The organism is Nocardia sp. NPDC050697, from assembly GCF_040654395.1.
Lineage (GTDB): Bacteria > Actinomycetota > Actinomycetes > Mycobacteriales > Mycobacteriaceae > Nocardia.
On sequence record NZ_JBFAHY010000009.1, the window covers coordinates 68,508 to 83,280 of the forward strand.

Annotated in this window: 16 protein-coding genes and 1 pseudogene; 7 read left to right on the forward strand and 10 right to left on the reverse strand. The window is 74.1% G+C overall.

Going from position 1 to position 14,773, the window contains the following annotated elements; genetic code table 11:
• Positions 1-202: 202 nt before the first annotated feature.
• Positions 203-1,264: a DUF3710 domain-containing protein gene (locus tag AB0H71_RS27365; RefSeq protein ID WP_357026494.1), complete on the reverse strand. Its 1,062-nt coding sequence runs from the start codon at positions 1,262-1,264 to the stop codon at positions 203-205.
• The gene (gene dut, locus AB0H71_RS27370; RefSeq protein WP_357026496.1) at positions 1,264-1,731 is read right to left on the reverse strand and encodes a dUTP diphosphatase; all 468 of its coding nucleotides are present in this window, start codon (positions 1,729-1,731) and stop codon (positions 1,264-1,266) included. Before dut ends, AB0H71_RS27365 begins: the two co-directional genes overlap by 1 nt.
• 169 nt (positions 1,732-1,900) lie before the next feature.
• On the opposite strand from dut, the gene AB0H71_RS27375 reads away from it, so the two are divergent.
• On the forward strand, positions 1,901-2,347 hold the full coding sequence (locus tag AB0H71_RS27375; protein WP_357026909.1) for a DUF3093 domain-containing protein: 447 nt from the start codon (positions 1,901-1,903) through the stop codon (positions 2,345-2,347).
• Positions 2,348-2,386: 39 nt separating this feature from the next.
• On the opposite strand, the gene AB0H71_RS27380 is transcribed toward AB0H71_RS27375, so the two are convergent.
• Positions 2,387-2,689, reverse strand: a complete 303-nt coding sequence (locus tag AB0H71_RS27380) for a DUF4193 domain-containing protein (RefSeq protein WP_067656397.1) — start codon at positions 2,687-2,689, stop codon at positions 2,387-2,389.
• 396 nt (positions 2,690-3,085) lie between these two features.
• Between AB0H71_RS27380 and cei the strand changes: the two genes are divergently transcribed.
• Positions 3,086-3,763: an envelope integrity protein Cei gene (gene cei / locus AB0H71_RS27385; RefSeq protein ID WP_357026498.1), complete on the forward strand. Its 678-nt coding sequence runs from the start codon at positions 3,086-3,088 to the stop codon at positions 3,761-3,763.
• Between the two features lie 27 nt (positions 3,764-3,790).
• On the opposite strand, the gene AB0H71_RS27390 is transcribed toward cei, so the two are convergent.
• Positions 3,791-4,723 (reverse strand): inositol monophosphatase family protein, encoded by a 933-nt coding sequence (locus AB0H71_RS27390; protein WP_357026500.1) that lies wholly within the window; start codon positions 4,721-4,723, stop codon positions 3,791-3,793.
• A 187-nt stretch (positions 4,724-4,910) separates the two neighbouring features.
• On the opposite strand from AB0H71_RS27390, the gene ppgK reads away from it, so the two are divergent.
• A complete protein-coding gene (gene ppgK, locus AB0H71_RS27395) occupies positions 4,911-5,669 on the forward strand; it encodes a polyphosphate--glucose phosphotransferase (RefSeq protein ID WP_357026502.1) in 759 nt (252 codons plus the stop codon).
• A gap of 192 nt (positions 5,670-5,861) precedes the next feature.
• A pseudogene (locus AB0H71_RS27400) lies at positions 5,862-7,301 on the forward strand (RNA polymerase sigma factor); the annotation flags it as partial.
• A 53-nt stretch (positions 7,302-7,354) separates the two neighbouring features.
• Here AB0H71_RS27400 and eutC read toward each other — a convergent pair.
• From eutC to AB0H71_RS27415, 3 genes are all read right to left on the reverse strand, one after another.
• Positions 7,355-8,107 carry an ethanolamine ammonia-lyase subunit EutC gene (gene eutC / locus AB0H71_RS27405; RefSeq protein WP_357026504.1) on the reverse strand — a complete coding sequence of 251 codons (753 nt, stop codon included), beginning with the start codon at positions 8,105-8,107 and terminating at the stop codon, positions 7,355-7,357.
• Positions 8,104-9,516 carry an ethanolamine ammonia-lyase subunit EutB gene (locus tag AB0H71_RS27410; protein WP_357026506.1) on the reverse strand — a complete coding sequence of 471 codons (1,413 nt, stop codon included), beginning with the start codon at positions 9,514-9,516 and terminating at the stop codon, positions 8,104-8,106. The genes eutC and AB0H71_RS27410 overlap by 4 nt, the downstream gene beginning before the upstream one ends.
• A 75-nt stretch (positions 9,517-9,591) precedes the next feature.
• A complete protein-coding gene (locus tag AB0H71_RS27415) occupies positions 9,592-9,810 on the reverse strand; it encodes a hypothetical protein (RefSeq protein WP_357026508.1) in 219 nt (72 codons plus the stop codon).
• A gap of 69 nt (positions 9,811-9,879) precedes the next feature.
• On the opposite strand from AB0H71_RS27415, the gene AB0H71_RS27420 reads away from it, so the two are divergent.
• Positions 9,880-10,614: a rhomboid-like protein gene (locus AB0H71_RS27420; protein WP_357026509.1), complete on the forward strand. Its 735-nt coding sequence runs from the start codon at positions 9,880-9,882 to the stop codon at positions 10,612-10,614.
• An 86-nt stretch (positions 10,615-10,700) separates the two neighbouring features.
• Here the strand turns inward: AB0H71_RS27420 and AB0H71_RS27425 are convergent, their stop codons facing one another.
• Together AB0H71_RS27425 and AB0H71_RS27430 are read right to left on the reverse strand one after the other, a co-directional pair.
• The gene (locus AB0H71_RS27425) at positions 10,701-11,882 is read right to left on the reverse strand and encodes a cation:proton antiporter (RefSeq protein WP_357026511.1); all 1,182 of its coding nucleotides are present in this window, start codon (positions 11,880-11,882) and stop codon (positions 10,701-10,703) included.
• A gap of 3 nt (positions 11,883-11,885) precedes the next feature.
• Positions 11,886-12,368, reverse strand: coding sequence for a cation:proton antiporter regulatory subunit (locus tag AB0H71_RS27430; protein WP_357026513.1), 483 nt, complete (start codon positions 12,366-12,368; stop codon positions 11,886-11,888).
• A 134-nt stretch (positions 12,369-12,502) separates the two neighbouring features.
• Between AB0H71_RS27430 and AB0H71_RS27435 the strand changes: the two genes are divergently transcribed.
• Both AB0H71_RS27435 and AB0H71_RS27440 read left to right on the forward strand, forming a co-directional pair.
• On the forward strand, positions 12,503-13,765 hold the full coding sequence (locus AB0H71_RS27435) for a histidine kinase (protein WP_357026515.1): 1,263 nt from the start codon (positions 12,503-12,505) through the stop codon (positions 13,763-13,765).
• 4 nt (positions 13,766-13,769) lie between these two features.
• Positions 13,770-14,405: a response regulator transcription factor gene (locus AB0H71_RS27440; RefSeq protein ID WP_357026517.1), complete on the forward strand. Its 636-nt coding sequence runs from the start codon at positions 13,770-13,772 to the stop codon at positions 14,403-14,405.
• Here AB0H71_RS27440 and AB0H71_RS27445 read toward each other — a convergent pair.
• Positions 14,402-14,761 (reverse strand): DUF952 domain-containing protein, encoded by a 360-nt coding sequence (locus AB0H71_RS27445; protein ID WP_357026519.1) that lies wholly within the window; start codon positions 14,759-14,761, stop codon positions 14,402-14,404. The two genes, AB0H71_RS27440 and AB0H71_RS27445, sit on opposite strands and share 4 nt — an antisense overlap.
• Positions 14,762-14,773: the final 12 nt, after the last annotated feature.

Below are 14,773 nucleotides of genomic sequence, written 5' to 3' on the forward strand. Positions count from 1 at the left end.
CACAGCCGAGCGCGAAGCGGGCGACACAGCCGAGCGCGAAGCGGGCGACACAGCCGAGCGCGAAGCGGGCGACACAGCCGAGCGCGAAGCGGGCGACACAGCCGAGCGCGAAGCGGGCGACACAGCCGAGCGCGAAGCGGGCGAGATAGTCCGGCGTGGAGGACGACGTCCGCTACCGCGCGGCAGACCCCGGGTCCGGGGATCAGTTGCGGTTGAGCTGTTGCATGGCCGACCCCTCGGCCCCCCGCCGCGGCTGATCCGGCACCGGCTGCGGAACAACAGGCCGCGGCGCAGCGGCAGCCGCAGCCGCGGCCTGAGCCGCGGCAGCCTGCGCCTGCGCCGCCTCCATCTGCTGCTGGTGCACCGCCGCCAACTGCTCGGCCAGATCCTTGGGCAGCACGACCGGCAGCGGATCCCGGACCGGAAGGGGCTCGGTACCCCGGCGAACAACGGTCTCGCTCATGATCGCGCGGGCCGCGCGAACGAGAGGCCCGTCCTCGGCGACCGCCCCGGTCGGCCCGGCGGCCACGAGCCGCACCATCCAGCGATACCCGTCGACGCCGATGAACCGCAGATCGGCCCCCTCGGTGACGGCGACCAGCTCCCGCCCCCACGGCCCGGTCTCGGTCGAGACCTGCGCCCCGTCCTTGCGCAGCGACTCGGCCAGGTCGGCGGCGACGGTGCGCCACTGCCCGGACGTCTTGGGCGCCGCGTAGGCGGCGACGGTGAGCCGCCCGTGCTCGGTGGCCAGGTGCACCGCCTGCGGCGTGCCGTCCCCGGCCATCTCCACCTGCAGCTGCCCGCCCGGCGGCACCGGGATGATCACCGAGCCGAGGTCGAGCCGCTGGCCGGCGATGGCCTCGAGCTCCGCGGTGACGTCGGCGTAGTCGTATGGCCCGCGCGGCTGCTCCCCGGCGGCGCGGGGTACGGGCACCTCGTCCTCGGGCGCGTCGTCGGCCGCGCTGTGCTCGGACCGCCGCGGCGCCGCGTCCGCGGCCTCGTCCCCGGCCCGCCCCGGCCCGCCGGCGCGCCTGCGCCTGCCGCCGCGCCGCGGCTCCGGCTCGGGCGCCGGCGCGGCGGCGGCCTGCACCGGGAGGTCGTCGGTGTCGTAGTCGTCCTCGAACGGCTGGAACCCCGGGTCGCCCGGGTACAGCACCGGGATGGGGTGCTCGTCGGTGTCGTACTCGTCACCGAAGTCGTCGTCGTAGTCGCCGTGCTCCCCGGCCCGGCCGCTGCCCTTCTTCCCCCGTCCGAAGATTCCCATCACGCCTCCTCGGCGAGGCTCGCGTGCCCGCCGCTCGATCCGTAGCCCCCCGCGCCCCGCGCGGTCTCGTCCAGCGTCTCGACCTCGACGAAATCGACCAGCTCCACCCGCTGCACCAGCAGCTGCGCGATCCGGTCGCCGCGGCGCAGCTCGATGGCGGTGCGCGGATCGTGGTTGATCAGGCAGACCTTGATCTCGCCGCGGTATCCGGCGTCGATGGTGCCCGGTGTGTTCACCACCGAGAGCCCGGTCTTCGCCGCCAGCCCGGAGCGCGGATGCACCAGCCCGACCGTCCCTCGCGGCAGCGCGACCGCGATGCCGGTGCCGACCAGCACCCGCTCCCCCGGCTCCAGCACCACGTCCTCGGTGGTGCACAGATCGACGCCCGCGTCACCGGCGTGCGCGCGGGCGGGGAGCGGGATGCCGGGATCTGTCCGCAGCAGGGGTATCGGTGACAGTGCACTCACGGTGGACGAGCCTACGCGCAGGCGAGGCGGCTTCGTCGCCTAGTGTTGAGTCGTGTCCGACCTGCCCGATCCCGTGAGCAACTCCGCGAACCCGGGTGCCGACCGGCGCGCTTCCGCCGCGGCGCCCGCCCCGGCAACGGCGCGCCCGGCGCCCGCCTACCGGGAGCGGCTGTGGGTGCCGCTGTGGTGGTGGCCGATCGCCTTCGGGGTGGCGGCGCTGCTGGCCGCGGAGATCCACATGGGGGCGCAGGGCGTGCGGGCGTGGCTGCCCTACGCGGCGCTGGCCCCGATTCCGGTGTGGGTGCTGCTGTGGTTCGGCAGGCACCGCGTCGAGGTCGCCGCCGACGAGCGGGGCAACCCGGAGCTGCGGGTCGACCGGGCACACCTCCCGGTCGAATTCGTCGCCCGTGCGGCGATCGTCCCCCCCGCCGCGAAGAGCGCGGCGCTCGGCCGTCAGCTGGACCCGGCCGCGTACGTGCAGCACCGCCCGTGGATCCGGCCGATGCTGCTGCTTGTGCTCGACGACCCGGACGACCCCACGCCGTACTGGCTGATCAGTACGCGCAGGCCCGAACGGGTGCTCGCCGCGCTCGGGGTGCCGAGCGCGAACGGTTGACAGCGCCCGGGTAGCCGGGCGCCGGTCGCCTGCGGTAACTCAGGCGGCGCAGTCCATGCAGATCATCTGGTTGCCCTTCTCGCTGGCGAGCCTGCTCCGATGGTGCACGAGGAAACAGCTGGAGCAGGTGAACTCGTCGGCCTGCTTGGGAATGACCCGAACGCTCAGCACTTCCTCGGACAGGTCCGCGCCGGGAAGTTCGAACGACTCCGCGGTATCGGATTCGTCGATATCCACGACGGCGGACTGCGCCTCGTTGCGACGAGCCTTCAGCTCCTCCAGCGAATCCTCCGACACGTCGTCGGATTCGGTGCGCCTCGGTGCGTCATAGTCGGTTGCCATGTCGTCTTCCCCTCGTCCTTACTCCGTATATCCCGGATCGGCGTGGTCACACCGCTCCCTACCGGGAAACGACCTGATCCGCACCGCCCCGCCGGTGGCACACATCACACGGCCACCGGCTCTCCACCAGGGGTGGATCCGGAGATCCACGCCCGACGGCGCTTGGTGAACGCGGGACATGCCCTGCTTGTTCCCGCGACCGATCACGCCATTCCACCTGGGTGATTCGATCTGGGCCGCCAGACAATAGCGGACCACGGGGGGAAAAGCGCAACCGAAACACACTCGCCGCGCAAACGACCTTTCACCGACATCAGGCGACCGCTCGTCGCGCGCCGCGCGGCCGCTCCGTTACGCGCGGCGGTGCGCCGCCGTGACATTTCGTAGAGTGTCCCCGTGGTTTCACTGATCACCGAAGGACGCGCATCCGACCGCAGCGGTCGGCCCTTCATCCGCCGGCGCATCGAACCGTGGCTCATCCTCGTCGGCGTCCTGGCGTTGGTGTCGACGGTGATCTGGATCAAGGCTCTCACCATGGAGGACACCGACACGGCCGCGATGAGCTGCAACTCCCCCAGCCCCGCCATCGACCAGGGCGCCACCGCGCAGCCCGTCGCGCTCGGCCAGCGGGTCGGCGCCGGCCGGCTCGACGAGGTGGAGCCGGCGCCCCTGCAGAGCACCAAGGTGCGCGTGCTGAACGCCAACAACCAGCGCGGCCAGGCCGCGCACGTCGCCGCCCAGCTCGGCGATCTCGGCTTCGCCGGCGCGCCGGGCCAGCCGGTCGGCAACGACGCCGTCTACGTCAACGGCGATCTGGAGTGCACCGGGCAGATCCGGTTCGGGGTGAACGGCCGCCCGGCCGCCGCCTCGGTGCAGCTGGTGGTGCCGTGCGCCGAGCTGATCGAGGACCAGCGCGGCGACGACAGCGTCGACCTGGTGCTCGGCTCGCTCTTCCGGGACATCCGGCCGAGCACCGACGCCGAGGAGGTGCTGCGCTCGCTCAAGAACCCGGCCCCCGGCGGCGCCGCGCTGGACGTCGGGCTGCTGGAGGCCGCCCGCAAGGCACAGTGCTGAGCTCCCCGCTCGCCACGCGGTAGCGGCTCAGGGCTGCGGGATGGGCGCGGCCCCTCCGGTGCGCTCGAAGAGCGCGAGCAGCTCGTCCGCGATCCCGGGGGCGGCGGCCAGCACCAGGTCGCCCGCCTCGCCGCGCGCGGTGGCGGGGGGCAGCACCAGCCGCGCCCCCGCCTCCGCGGCCACCAGGGCCCCTGCCGCCCAGTCCCAGGTGTTCAGCCCGTGCTCGTAGAAGGCATCCAGCCGCCCCGCGCCGACCAGGCAGAGATCCAGCGCGGCGGCGCCGAGCCTGCGGATGTCGCGCACCGCGGGCAGCAGCCGCGCCACCAGCGCGGCCTGCTCGGTCCGGCGCCCGGTGCCGTAGGCGAAGCCGGTGGCGACCAGCGCCATCGACGCCTCCCGCACCGGGGTGCAGCGCAGGTGCTCGACGGTGCCGTCGGCGTCCACGCGCAGCGCCCCGAGCCCGCGCGCCGCGCTGTAGGTGGCGGAGCGTGCCACGTCGACCACCGCGCCCGCCACCGAGCGGCCGTTCCGTACGGCGGCCACCGAGACGGCGTAGCCGGGCAGGCCGTAGAGGAAGTTCACGGTGCCGTCGATCGGGTCGACGACCCAGCAGATCCGGTCGCCCGCCGCGGCGAGATCGCCGCCGCCCTCCTCGCCGACCACCAGATCGTGCGGGCGCTGCTCGGCCAGCAGGGCGCGCACCAGCTCCTCGGTCTCGGTGTCGACCACCGTCACCGGGTCGGTCGGGGTGCTCTTGGCCTGCACCGCGCCGTCGGCGACCACCCCGGCCGGGCCGAAGACCTCGGGGCGCCGGGCGCGCACGTGCGCGGCCGCGCTCTCGGCCAGGTCGACCGCGATCCGGCGCAGGTCGGCGGGGTCGGTGGTGGTGGCGTCGAGCGCGGCGGGGTCGGTGGCGGTGTCGAGCGGGGCGGGGTGCGGTGCTGACGTGGGATGCGACACGCCACCATGCCATCACAGATCCGAGCCGGGCGCGCGAGGGCGGTCGGCGATCATGATCCGGGCTGCCCGACTACCCTTGTCGTGCACGACACAGCGCCGTCGTCGGGCAACCCGACCGGCAACGGCACCGGGACCTGTGCGGCGCGATGTGGACCACGACCACGGCACAGGAACGAGGGGTTGAGAGATGTCCGCTCGGGGGCACGCATTCGGGATCGACATCGGCGGCAGCGGTGTCAAGGGCGCGGTGGTGAACCTGGACACCGGTGAGCTCGCCCAGGAGCGCATCAAGATCGCGACGCCGCAGCCCTCCACCCCGCGGGCGGTCGCGGAGACCGTGGCCGAGCTGGTGGCGAAGGCAGACTGGGACGGCCCGGTCGGCATCACGCTGCCCGCCGTGGTGCTGGACGGCGTCGCGCGCACCGCGGCCAATATCGACCGCGGCTGGATCGGCACCGACGCCCGCGCGCTCTTCTCCGATGCGCTCGGCGGCAGGCCGGTGACCGTGCTCAACGACGCCGACGCGGCGGGGCTGGCCGAGGACCGCTACGGCGCGGCCAGGGAGTACTCCGGCTCGGTCCTGCTGCTCACCTTCGGCACCGGGATCGGCTCCGCGCTGATCTACCACGGCGCGCTGGTGCCGAATACCGAGCTGGGCCACATGGAGGTCGGCGGGATGGAGACCGAGCACCGCGCCGCCGCCTCGGTGAAGGAGCGCAGGGAGCTGAGCTTCGAGCAGTGGGCGGCCGAGGTGAGCACGGTGCTGATCGCGCTGGAGAACCTGTTCTGGCCGAAGGTGATCGTGGCGGGCGGCGGCATCAGCCGGGACAGCGACCGGTGGATTCCGCTGCTGACCAACCGGACTCCGGTGATTCCGGCGCATCTCAGGAACACCGCGGGCATCGTCGGCGCCGCCATGGCGGTACACGACGGCATCACGCCCTGAGGAAGAACGGCGCCACCTGGGCGCGGGCCGCGAATCTGCCCGTCGTGGGCATGGGTACCCTGGTTCGATCGTTACAATGGAACGTGTCCGGCGGAAAGCCGCCAACCCCCACCCGGCACACCGGCCCCCGCCGGTGCGAGCCGGCAGCCGGCGCTCCGCCGGCGCCACCCGACAGACCGCTCCGCCGGATCACTCTGGCGTGACGCCGCACGAGACCGTCACGAAAGGGCGTACGTGGTAGCCACGAATACCCGTCAGACCGCCGACTCGGCCGACGCCGACTCCGCGGAAGCCACCGCCGCGCGGCCGGTCCGCAAGGCACCGGTGAAGAAGGCGCCCGCGAAGAAGGTCGCCGCCAAGAAGGCGCCCGCCAAGAAGGCCGCCGCCGCCAAGGGCGTCGCCAAGAAGGCGCCCGCGAAGAAGGCGAGCACCAAGCGGGCGGGGCCGGACGGCGAGCCGGGCGGCGACGAGGGCGCCGACGAGGAGGGCATCGAACTCGAGCAGCTCGAGGATCTCGAGGTCTCCGAGGACGATCTCGCCGAGGACGGCGAGGAGTCCGAGGAGCTGGTCGAGGAGGCCGGCGAGACCGCCGAGGCCGAGGAGGGCGCGGCCGCCGAGCCGACCCCCGCCGAGAAGGCCTCCGGCGATTTCGTCTGGGACGAGGAGGAGTCCGAGGCGCTGCGCCAGGCGCGCAAGGACGCCGAGCTCACCGCCTCCGCCGACTCGGTGCGCGCCTACCTCAAGCAGATCGGCAAGGTCGCGCTGCTGAACGCGGAGGAGGAGGTCGAGCTCGCCAAGCGGATCGAGGCCGGGCTCTACGCCGCGGAGAAGATGCGCGAGTTCGCCGACTCCGGCGAGAAGCTGCCGGTGGCCACCCGCCGCGACTTCAACTGGATCATCCGCGACGGCAACCGGGCCAAGAACCACCTGCTCGAGGCCAACCTGCGGCTCGTCGTCTCGCTCGCCAAGCGCTACACCGGCCGCGGCATGGCCTTCCTGGACCTGATCCAGGAGGGCAACCTCGGCCTCATCCGCGCGGTGGAGAAGTTCGATTACACCAAGGGCTACAAGTTCTCCACGTACGCCACCTGGTGGATCCGGCAGGCCATCACCCGCGCCATGGCCGACCAGGCCCGCACCATCCGCATCCCGGTGCACATGGTCGAGGTCATCAACAAGCTCGGCCGCATCCAGCGCGAGCTGCTCCAGGACCTGGGCCGCGAGCCCACCCCGGAGGAGCTGGCCAAGGAGATGGACATCACCCCGGAGAAGGTGCTGGAGATCCAGCAGTACGCCAGGGAGCCCATCTCGCTCGACCAGACCATCGGCGACGAGGGCGACAGCCAGCTCGGTGACTTCATCGAGGATTCCGAGGCGGTCGTCGCCGTCGACGCGGTGAGCTTCACCCTGCTGCAGGACCAGCTGCAGTCGGTGCTGGAGACGCTCTCCGAGCGCGAGGCGGGCGTGGTCCGGCTGCGCTTCGGCCTCACCGACGGGCAGCCGCGCACCCTGGACGAGATCGGCCAGGTCTACGGCGTCACCCGCGAGCGGATCCGGCAGATCGAGTCCAAGACCATGAGCAAGCTGCGGCACCCCAGCCGGTCGCAGGTGCTCAGGGACTACCTGGACTAGGCACGGTTACCGGGAGGGCCCCACGGTGTACGCCGTGGGGCCCTCCCGCGTTCTCAGCCCAGCTCGGCCCGGTCCGCGGCGCCGAGCGGCAGCGAATCGTCCTTGAGGTCGACGCCGGAGCGGCCGAGCGCGCGGGCGCCCTCGATCAGCGCGGCGACGACGCGGGCGGCGCGCTCGTAGCCGAGGCCGTCGGGCGGGTGGATGTTGGAGAGGCAGTTGCGTTCGGCGTCGGTGCGGCCGGGGCGCGGGTGGTGGGTGAGGTAGATGCCGAGGCTGTCGGCGACCGAGAGCCCGGGGCGCTCGCCGATCAGCAGCACCAGGGTGGTGACGCCGAGCGCGGCGCCGATGTGGTCGCCGAGCGCGACCCTGGCCTGGGTGGCGAGCACCGGCGGGGCGGTGCTGAGCGCGGCGGGCAGCGCCGCGGTCAGGGCGGCGAGGGTGGCGGGGCCGTGCTCGGCGACGGCGCGGGCGGAGAGGCCGTCGGCGAGCACGAAGCCGACGTCGGCGGCGGCTTTCTCCGGCAGCTCGAAGCCGGGGCGGCGGCCGAGGTCGGGGCGGCGCAGGTACTCGTCGCGGTCGCGGGCGCGGCTGGTGACCACGGTGGCCGCGCCGAGCCCGCGGTCGGCGAGATCGGCGGCGACGGCCTCGGTGTCGAGCGCGGCGTGCACGGCGTCGCGGGCGGCGGCGTGCGCGGCGCGGAACTCCAGCACCCGCTCGGTCGGCAGCGCGTCCCCGGCCCGGCCGAGCCCGATCCGCGCCCGGGTGCTCCGGCGCAGCGACGCCCAGAAGTCGGCGGGGTCGCTCATCGCCCGGCCGCCAGCGCGCGCAGCGGCGAGGCGGCCGCGTCCACCGGGAGGATGCGGCCGCCCGCGTCGATCATGCCGAGCCCGCGCAGCCACCGCTCGAACTCCGGCGCGGGGCGCAGCCCGAGCACCCGCCTGGCGTACAGCACGTCGTGGAAGCTCAGGCTCTGGTAGCCGAGCATGACGTCGTCGGCGCCGGGCACCGCGATCACGAAGGCGGTGCCCGCCGCGCCGAGCAGGGTGAGCAGCGTGTCCATGTCGTCCTGGTCGGCCTCGGCGTGGTTGGTGTAGCAGACGTCGACGCCCATGGGCAGCCCGAGCAGCTTGCCGCAGAAGTGGTCCTCCAGCCCGGCCCGGACGATCTGCTTGCCGTCGTACAGGTACTCCGGCCCGATGAACCCGACCACGGTGTTCACCAGCAGCGGCTCCAGCTCCCGCGCGACGGCGTAGGCGCGCGCCTCCAGGGTCTGCTGGTCGACCGGGCGGTCGCCGGTGCCGAGGTGCGCGCCCGCGGAGAGCGCCGAGCCCTGCCCGGTCTCCAGGTACATGACGTTCGCGCCCGCGGTGCCCCGGTGCAGCGCGCGCGCCGCCTCCGCGCCCTCGCGCAGCAGCGCCAGGTTCACCCCGAAGCTCCTGTTGGCGCCCTCGGTTCCGGCGACCGACTGGAACACCAGGTCCACCGGCGCGCCGCTCTCGATGAGCCGGAGCGTGGTGGTGACGTGCGCGAGCACGCAGGACTGCACGGGGATGTCGAAGCGGGTGCGCACGTCGTCGAGCAGCCGGAGCAGCTCGCCGGCGGCGTGCGGGGAGTCGGTGGCCGGGTTGATGCCGATCACCGCGTCGCCGCAGCCGAGCAGCAGCCCGTCCAGCACGGCGGCGGCGATGCCGCGCGGGTCGTCGGTGGGGTGGTTGGGTTGCAGCCGGGTGGCGAGCGTGCCGGGCGTGCCGATGGTGGTGCGGAAGGCGCTGGTCACCCGGGCGGCGGCGGCCACCGCGATGAGGTCCTGGTTGCGCATGAGCTTCGAGACCGCGGCGACCATCTCCGGGGTGAGGCCGGGGGCGAGGGCGGTCAGGGTGGCGGCGGCGTCGCCGGTGGCGGCCACGGTGAGCAGGTGGTCGCGGAGCTCGCCGACGGTCTGCGCGGCGATCGGGGCGAAGGCGGCGCGGTCGTGCCGCTCCAGGATGAGCCGGGTCACCTCGTCGGTCTCGCCGGGCACGACCTGGTCGTCCAGGAAGGTGGTGAGCGGGACGTCGGCGAGCGCCCACTGCGCGGCGGCGCGCTCGGCGTCGGATTCGGCGGCGCAGCCGGCGAGCTCGTCCCCGCTGCGCCGCGGCGACGCCTTGGCCAGCAGCTCGACCAGCCCCTCGAAGCGGTAGCCGGTGCCGCGCAGCGGCTGGCTGAAGGTCGTCACGGGTCGCTCCCTCCTCCCGGCCCGCGCCGGGGTGGCCCCGATTCTCGGCCGCCGGTGTTGCCGCGGCGTTACGGCTCAGCGTCGGCGGCAGACCACCGCGACGATCCGGTCGCCGAGCGATTCCGCGACGTAGAAGTGGTCGCCGCCGGCCGCGGTCGCCGCCCTGGCGATCTCCTCGACCGCGCGGTGGATATCGGTGTGGCCGTACCGGTTCAGGGTCAGCTCGACGGTGCCGATGGCCTCGTACCCGGAGAGATCGGCCCGCTGGATCTCGACTGCGCTCGTCCGCCGCATTCCGTCAGGGTAGACCGGGCATCGGCGTGCGCGAGCCGATTCGGAGCGCGCTTCCGGCAGACTGAGCCGGTGCCCGACTCGCCCCCCGCACCGTGGTTGCGCACCCTGGACGCCGCCGACTGCGTCCGGGCGGTCACCGGCTGGCTGCGGGCGCCCGGGCTGCTCCGCCGGATCGGGCCCGCGGTGCGCGCGCACTTCGCGGCGACCCCGGCCAGCACCGCCTACGTCTTCACGCTGCTGGTGACCTGGTGGACGCTGCGCGGGCTGAGCCCGCAGGCCGAGCGGGCGCTGATCCTCTCCGCCTCGACCAACCTGCACAACATGCGGGAGAACCCGATCCAGGTGCTGGTGGCGTCGGCGTTCTGGACCGAGGGCGGCTTCCCGTACTGGGTCATCCCGCAGTTCCTGGTGGTGACGGCGTTCGCCGAGCGCAGGCTCGGGTCGGCGCGCTGGATCGCGCTCTTCGCCATCGGCCACGTCGGGGCGACGCTGCTCACCGTCACCGCCATCTCCTACGGCATCGACCACGGCATCATCCCGTACCGGGTGGCGGTCGCGGCCGATGTCGGCAGCAGCTACGGGGCGACGGCGATCATGGCCGCGATGTCGTTCCTCTTCCGCGGCGGGCTGCGGCTGGTCTGGGCCGGGACGTTGGTGGCGGTGCTCGCGGCGGCCTACTGGATCGGGCCCACCTTCACCGACTACGGGCACCTGTGCGCGGCCGGGATCGGCCTGATCGCGGGCGCGGCGGGGAGCACGTTCCAGCGCAGGCGCGCCCGGCGCGCGGGGCAACCCGTGGAGTGAGCCACACGGCGCTGCCGTCCGGACACCGGCTCGGCGCTCGCGCCCTGCTCGCCGACGGGCGGGACGGCAGCGGGCGGACTCTCAACTCAGGCACCGACGGCGGTGGGCGGGCCGCGGTGCAGCAGCGCGTACGCGGGCTCGGCGAACCGGGCCGCGACCGGCCCGATGACCGCCATGAGCAGCACGTAGGCCGAGGCCAGCGCGGCCAGCTCGGTCGCGGCGGTGCCGATGCCGATGGCGAGCCCGGCGATCACCACGGAGAACTCGCCGCGCGCCACCAGCGCCGCCCCCGCCCTGGCCCGCCCCGGCGGCCGGATGCCCTGCCTGCCCGCCGCCCACCACCCGGTGGCCACCTTGGTCGCGGTGCTGACCGCGGCCAGCGCGACCGCCCAGCCGAGCACCGGCGGGATCGCCGCCGGGTCGGTGTTCAGCCCGAAGGCCACGAAGAAGATCGCGGCGAAGAGGTCGCGCAGCGGTTCGAGCAGCTTCGCCGCCTGCCGCGCGGTCGCCCCGGAGATGGCGATGCCGAGCAGGAACGCCCCGACCGCCGCCGAGACGTGCAGCGCGGAGGCCACCCCGGCCACCAGCAGCGCCGCGCCGAGCAGCTCGAGCAGGAAGACCTCGCGGTCGTCGCTGGCCAGCAGCGCCGAGACCTGGCGCCCGTAGCGCAGCGCGAGCAGCAGCACCACGGTGACGCAGGCCAGCGCGGTGCCGAGCGCGCGCAAGCCGCTGAGCACGCTCAGCCCGGCCAGCACGGTGGTGAGGATCGGCAGGTACACCGCCATCGCCAGGTCCTCGAAGACCAGGATGGAGAGCACCACCGGGGTCTCCCGGTTGCCGAGCCGGCCCAGGTCGGCGAGGACCTTGGCGGCGATCCCGGAGGACGAGATGTAGGTGACCCCGGCCATGGTGATGGCCCCGGTGGCGCCCCAGCCGAGCAGCAGCGCCACCACCGCCCCCGGCGTGGCATTGGCCACCAGATCCACCAGCCCGGCGGGCCAGGAGCGGCGCAGCCCGGTGACGAGCTCGGGCGCGGTGTACTCCAGCCCGAGCAGGAGCAGCAGCAGCACCACGCCGATCTCGGCGGCCAGGTGGCCGAACTCGTTGGCCGCGCCCAGCTCCGCGAACCCGCCCTGCCCGAAGGCGAGCCCGCCGAGCAGGTAGAGCGGGATCGGCGACATCCCGGCCCGCCCCGCGAGCCTGCCGAGCAGGCCGAGGACGAACAGCACCGCACCGAGCTCGAGCAACGCGAGCGCGGTGCCGTCCACGGGTCAGCCGTGGGTGAGAATCTTCGCGGCCGCGTCGAGACCCTCGGGCGTTCCGACGACCACGAGCAGATCGTCGGCACCGAAGGTGAAATCCGGGCCGGGTGAGGGGTAGACCTGCCCGGCCCGCATCACGGCGACGATCGACGCCTTGGTGCGGGTGCGCATGCCGGTCTCCCCCAGGGTGCGGCCCTCGTAGGGCGAGTCCGCCTTGATCGGCAGCTGCCTGGTCAGGATGCCGGGCATATCGCGGTGGTCCTCGCGCAGCTGGGCGACCAGCTGCGGGGCACCGAGCAGGTTGGCCAGCACCGCCGCCTCGTCCGCCGAGAGCGGGATCTCGGCCGCGCAGGCGTCCGGGTCGTCCAGCTTGGAGACGATCAGGTCGATGCCGCCGTCGCGGTGGTCGACCACCCCGATCCGGCGGCCGGAGCGGGCCTGGAAATCCTTGCGCACCCCGATCCCGGGCAGTGCAGTGACATCGACGTTCACGGGCTCCAGCGTAGACCTGCCCCTCGCGCTCCGCCGTCCGTACCGTCCGGCTCGTCCGTTCGGCGGATTCCGCGCGAACACCGCTGTGCTGAGATGGAAGCCGGGAGCACGACCCGATCCGGACGGAGTGGCTGGTGCGGCTGCACAGAGCGGGCGACGGCGCGCGGACGCGCACGACCGTCCGGCAGCGCTGGGAGGCGATGACGCCGGGGACGCGGGACACCGCCGTCGCGGTGACCACCTGCCTGATCGGCACCGCGCTGCTCGTCTCCGGGCTCTACCCCTTCACCCCCGCGGCCACCGAGGCGCCGCTGGCCTGGCGCTTCGGGCTGGTGCTGCTGCTCTGCGCGGCCTCGCTGCTGCGCCGGCGGGCGCCGATCGCCGCGCTGCTCGTCGGGCTGCTCCCGCTCGGCATCGACCTCGCGCTCGGCCCGACCATCCCGGTCTGGCTCATCTACTCGGATCTGATCTACGCGGCGGTGCTGTACGCGCGGCGGGAGCGGGCCTGGGGCGTCATCGTGGTCTTCGGCGGGCTGGCGCTGCTGCTCATCACGGTGACCGCTGCGGTGAGCGGGGAGCTGCGCCCCACGGCGGTCGCGGCCACCATCGCCTTCGCCTTCGTCGCGACACCGGTCTGGTGGGGTTCCTCGGTGCGCCAGCACCAGGAGATCGCGGACGCCGCGCGGGCCAGGGCGGCGGCGCAGCACCGGGTGGCGGAGCTGGACCGCGCCGCCGCCGTGGCCGACGAGCGCCGCACCATGGCCCGCGACCTGCACGACGTGATCGCCGGGCAGCTCTCCGCCATCGCCATCCAGTCCGAGGCGGCGCTCGGCATGCTGGCCAGGGGCCCGGCCGACCCGGCGCTGGCGGGCATCGTCGGCTCGATCCGGGAGCACAGCGTCGGCGCGCTGGCGGAGATGCGCACCATGATCGGGCTGCTCGGCCGGGAGGACGGCGGCGCCGACGACCGGGCCGCCCCCGGCGGCCTCGGCCAGCTGCCCCGGCTGGTGGACACCGCCCGCGCCGCCGGGCTCGCGGTCACCCTCGACGACCGCCGCGGGGCGGCCGCGCTGCCCGCCGCGGTGGACCAGGCCGCCTTCCGCATCGCGCAGGAGGCGCTGACCAACGCCATGAAGCACGCCGCCGCGGAGCCGGTGCGGATCGAGCTGGACGCCGATCCGGCGGCGCTGCGGCTGCTGGTCCGCAACCCGCTGCCGCGCGCCGTCCCGGAACCCGCCGGGACCACCCCGCGCGGCCTGCTCAATATGCGCGAGCGCGCCACCGCGCTCGGCGGCAGCTTCGGCGCCGGGCCCGGCGCCCGCGGCTGGGAGGTGCGCGCCGAGCTGCCGCTGCGCACCGTCGAGACGGCACCCGCGGTGCCGGGAAGCGGAAGGTGAGCATATGGCGACACGGCTGCTGATCGCCGACGACCACGGCGCGATCCGAGCCGGGCTGCGGATGATCCTGGATGCCGAGCCGGACCTGGAGGTGGTCGGCGAGGCCGCGGACGGCGAGGTCGCGGTGGCCCAGGCTCGCGCGCTGCGCCCGGACGTGGTGCTCATGGACATCCGGATGCCGGGCACCGACGGGATCGGCGCCACCGAGCGGATCACCGCCGACGGCAGCGCCCGGGTGCTCGTGCTGACCACCTTCGACCTGGACGACTACGTCTTCGGCGCACTGCGCGCGGGGGCGGCCGGGTTCGTGCTGAAGTCGGTCTCCGGCGCGGCGCTGGTGCAGGCGGTGCGCGCGGTGGCGGCCGGGGACGGGGTACTCGCCCCCGAGGTCACCCGCAGCGTCATGGCGGCGGCCGCGCGCGGCGGCGCGGCCCCGGCCGGGCCACCCGGGCTGGCCGACCTCACCGAGCGGGAGCGCGATGTCCTCGCCTGCCTCGGCGAGGGGCTGTCGAACGCGCAGATCGCGGGCCGGCTGTTCATCGGCGAGACCACGGTGAAGACGCACGTCTCCCGGGTGCTGACCAAGCTCGGGGTGCGCTCCCGGGTGCAGGCCGCGATCGTCGCGCGCGGCGCCCCCTAGCGGGCCAGCGGGGCGAAGACCCCCGCCGCGTCCGGCCGGTACTCGTCGATGGCGGTGACCGCGCCCGCGGGCAGCGGGCCGTAGAGGTGCGGGAAGAGCATGGACTCCGGATCCGTGGGTACCCCGGGCTCCCACTTCACCGGGGCGCCGAGCCGGGCCGGGTCGATCCGGAGCAGGACGAGATCCCGTCGGCCGGTGAACAATCGGTTGGCGGGCAGGTGCGCCTGCTGCGGGGTCGACAGGTGCACGAACCCGGCCACCTCCAGCGAGGCCGGACGGAGCTCCCCCGAGCGCCGCGCTTCCAGCCATTCCGCCAGCGTGCAGATGTGAACCAGGGTGTGAGTGTCATAGGTCACGGGTAGTCTCCC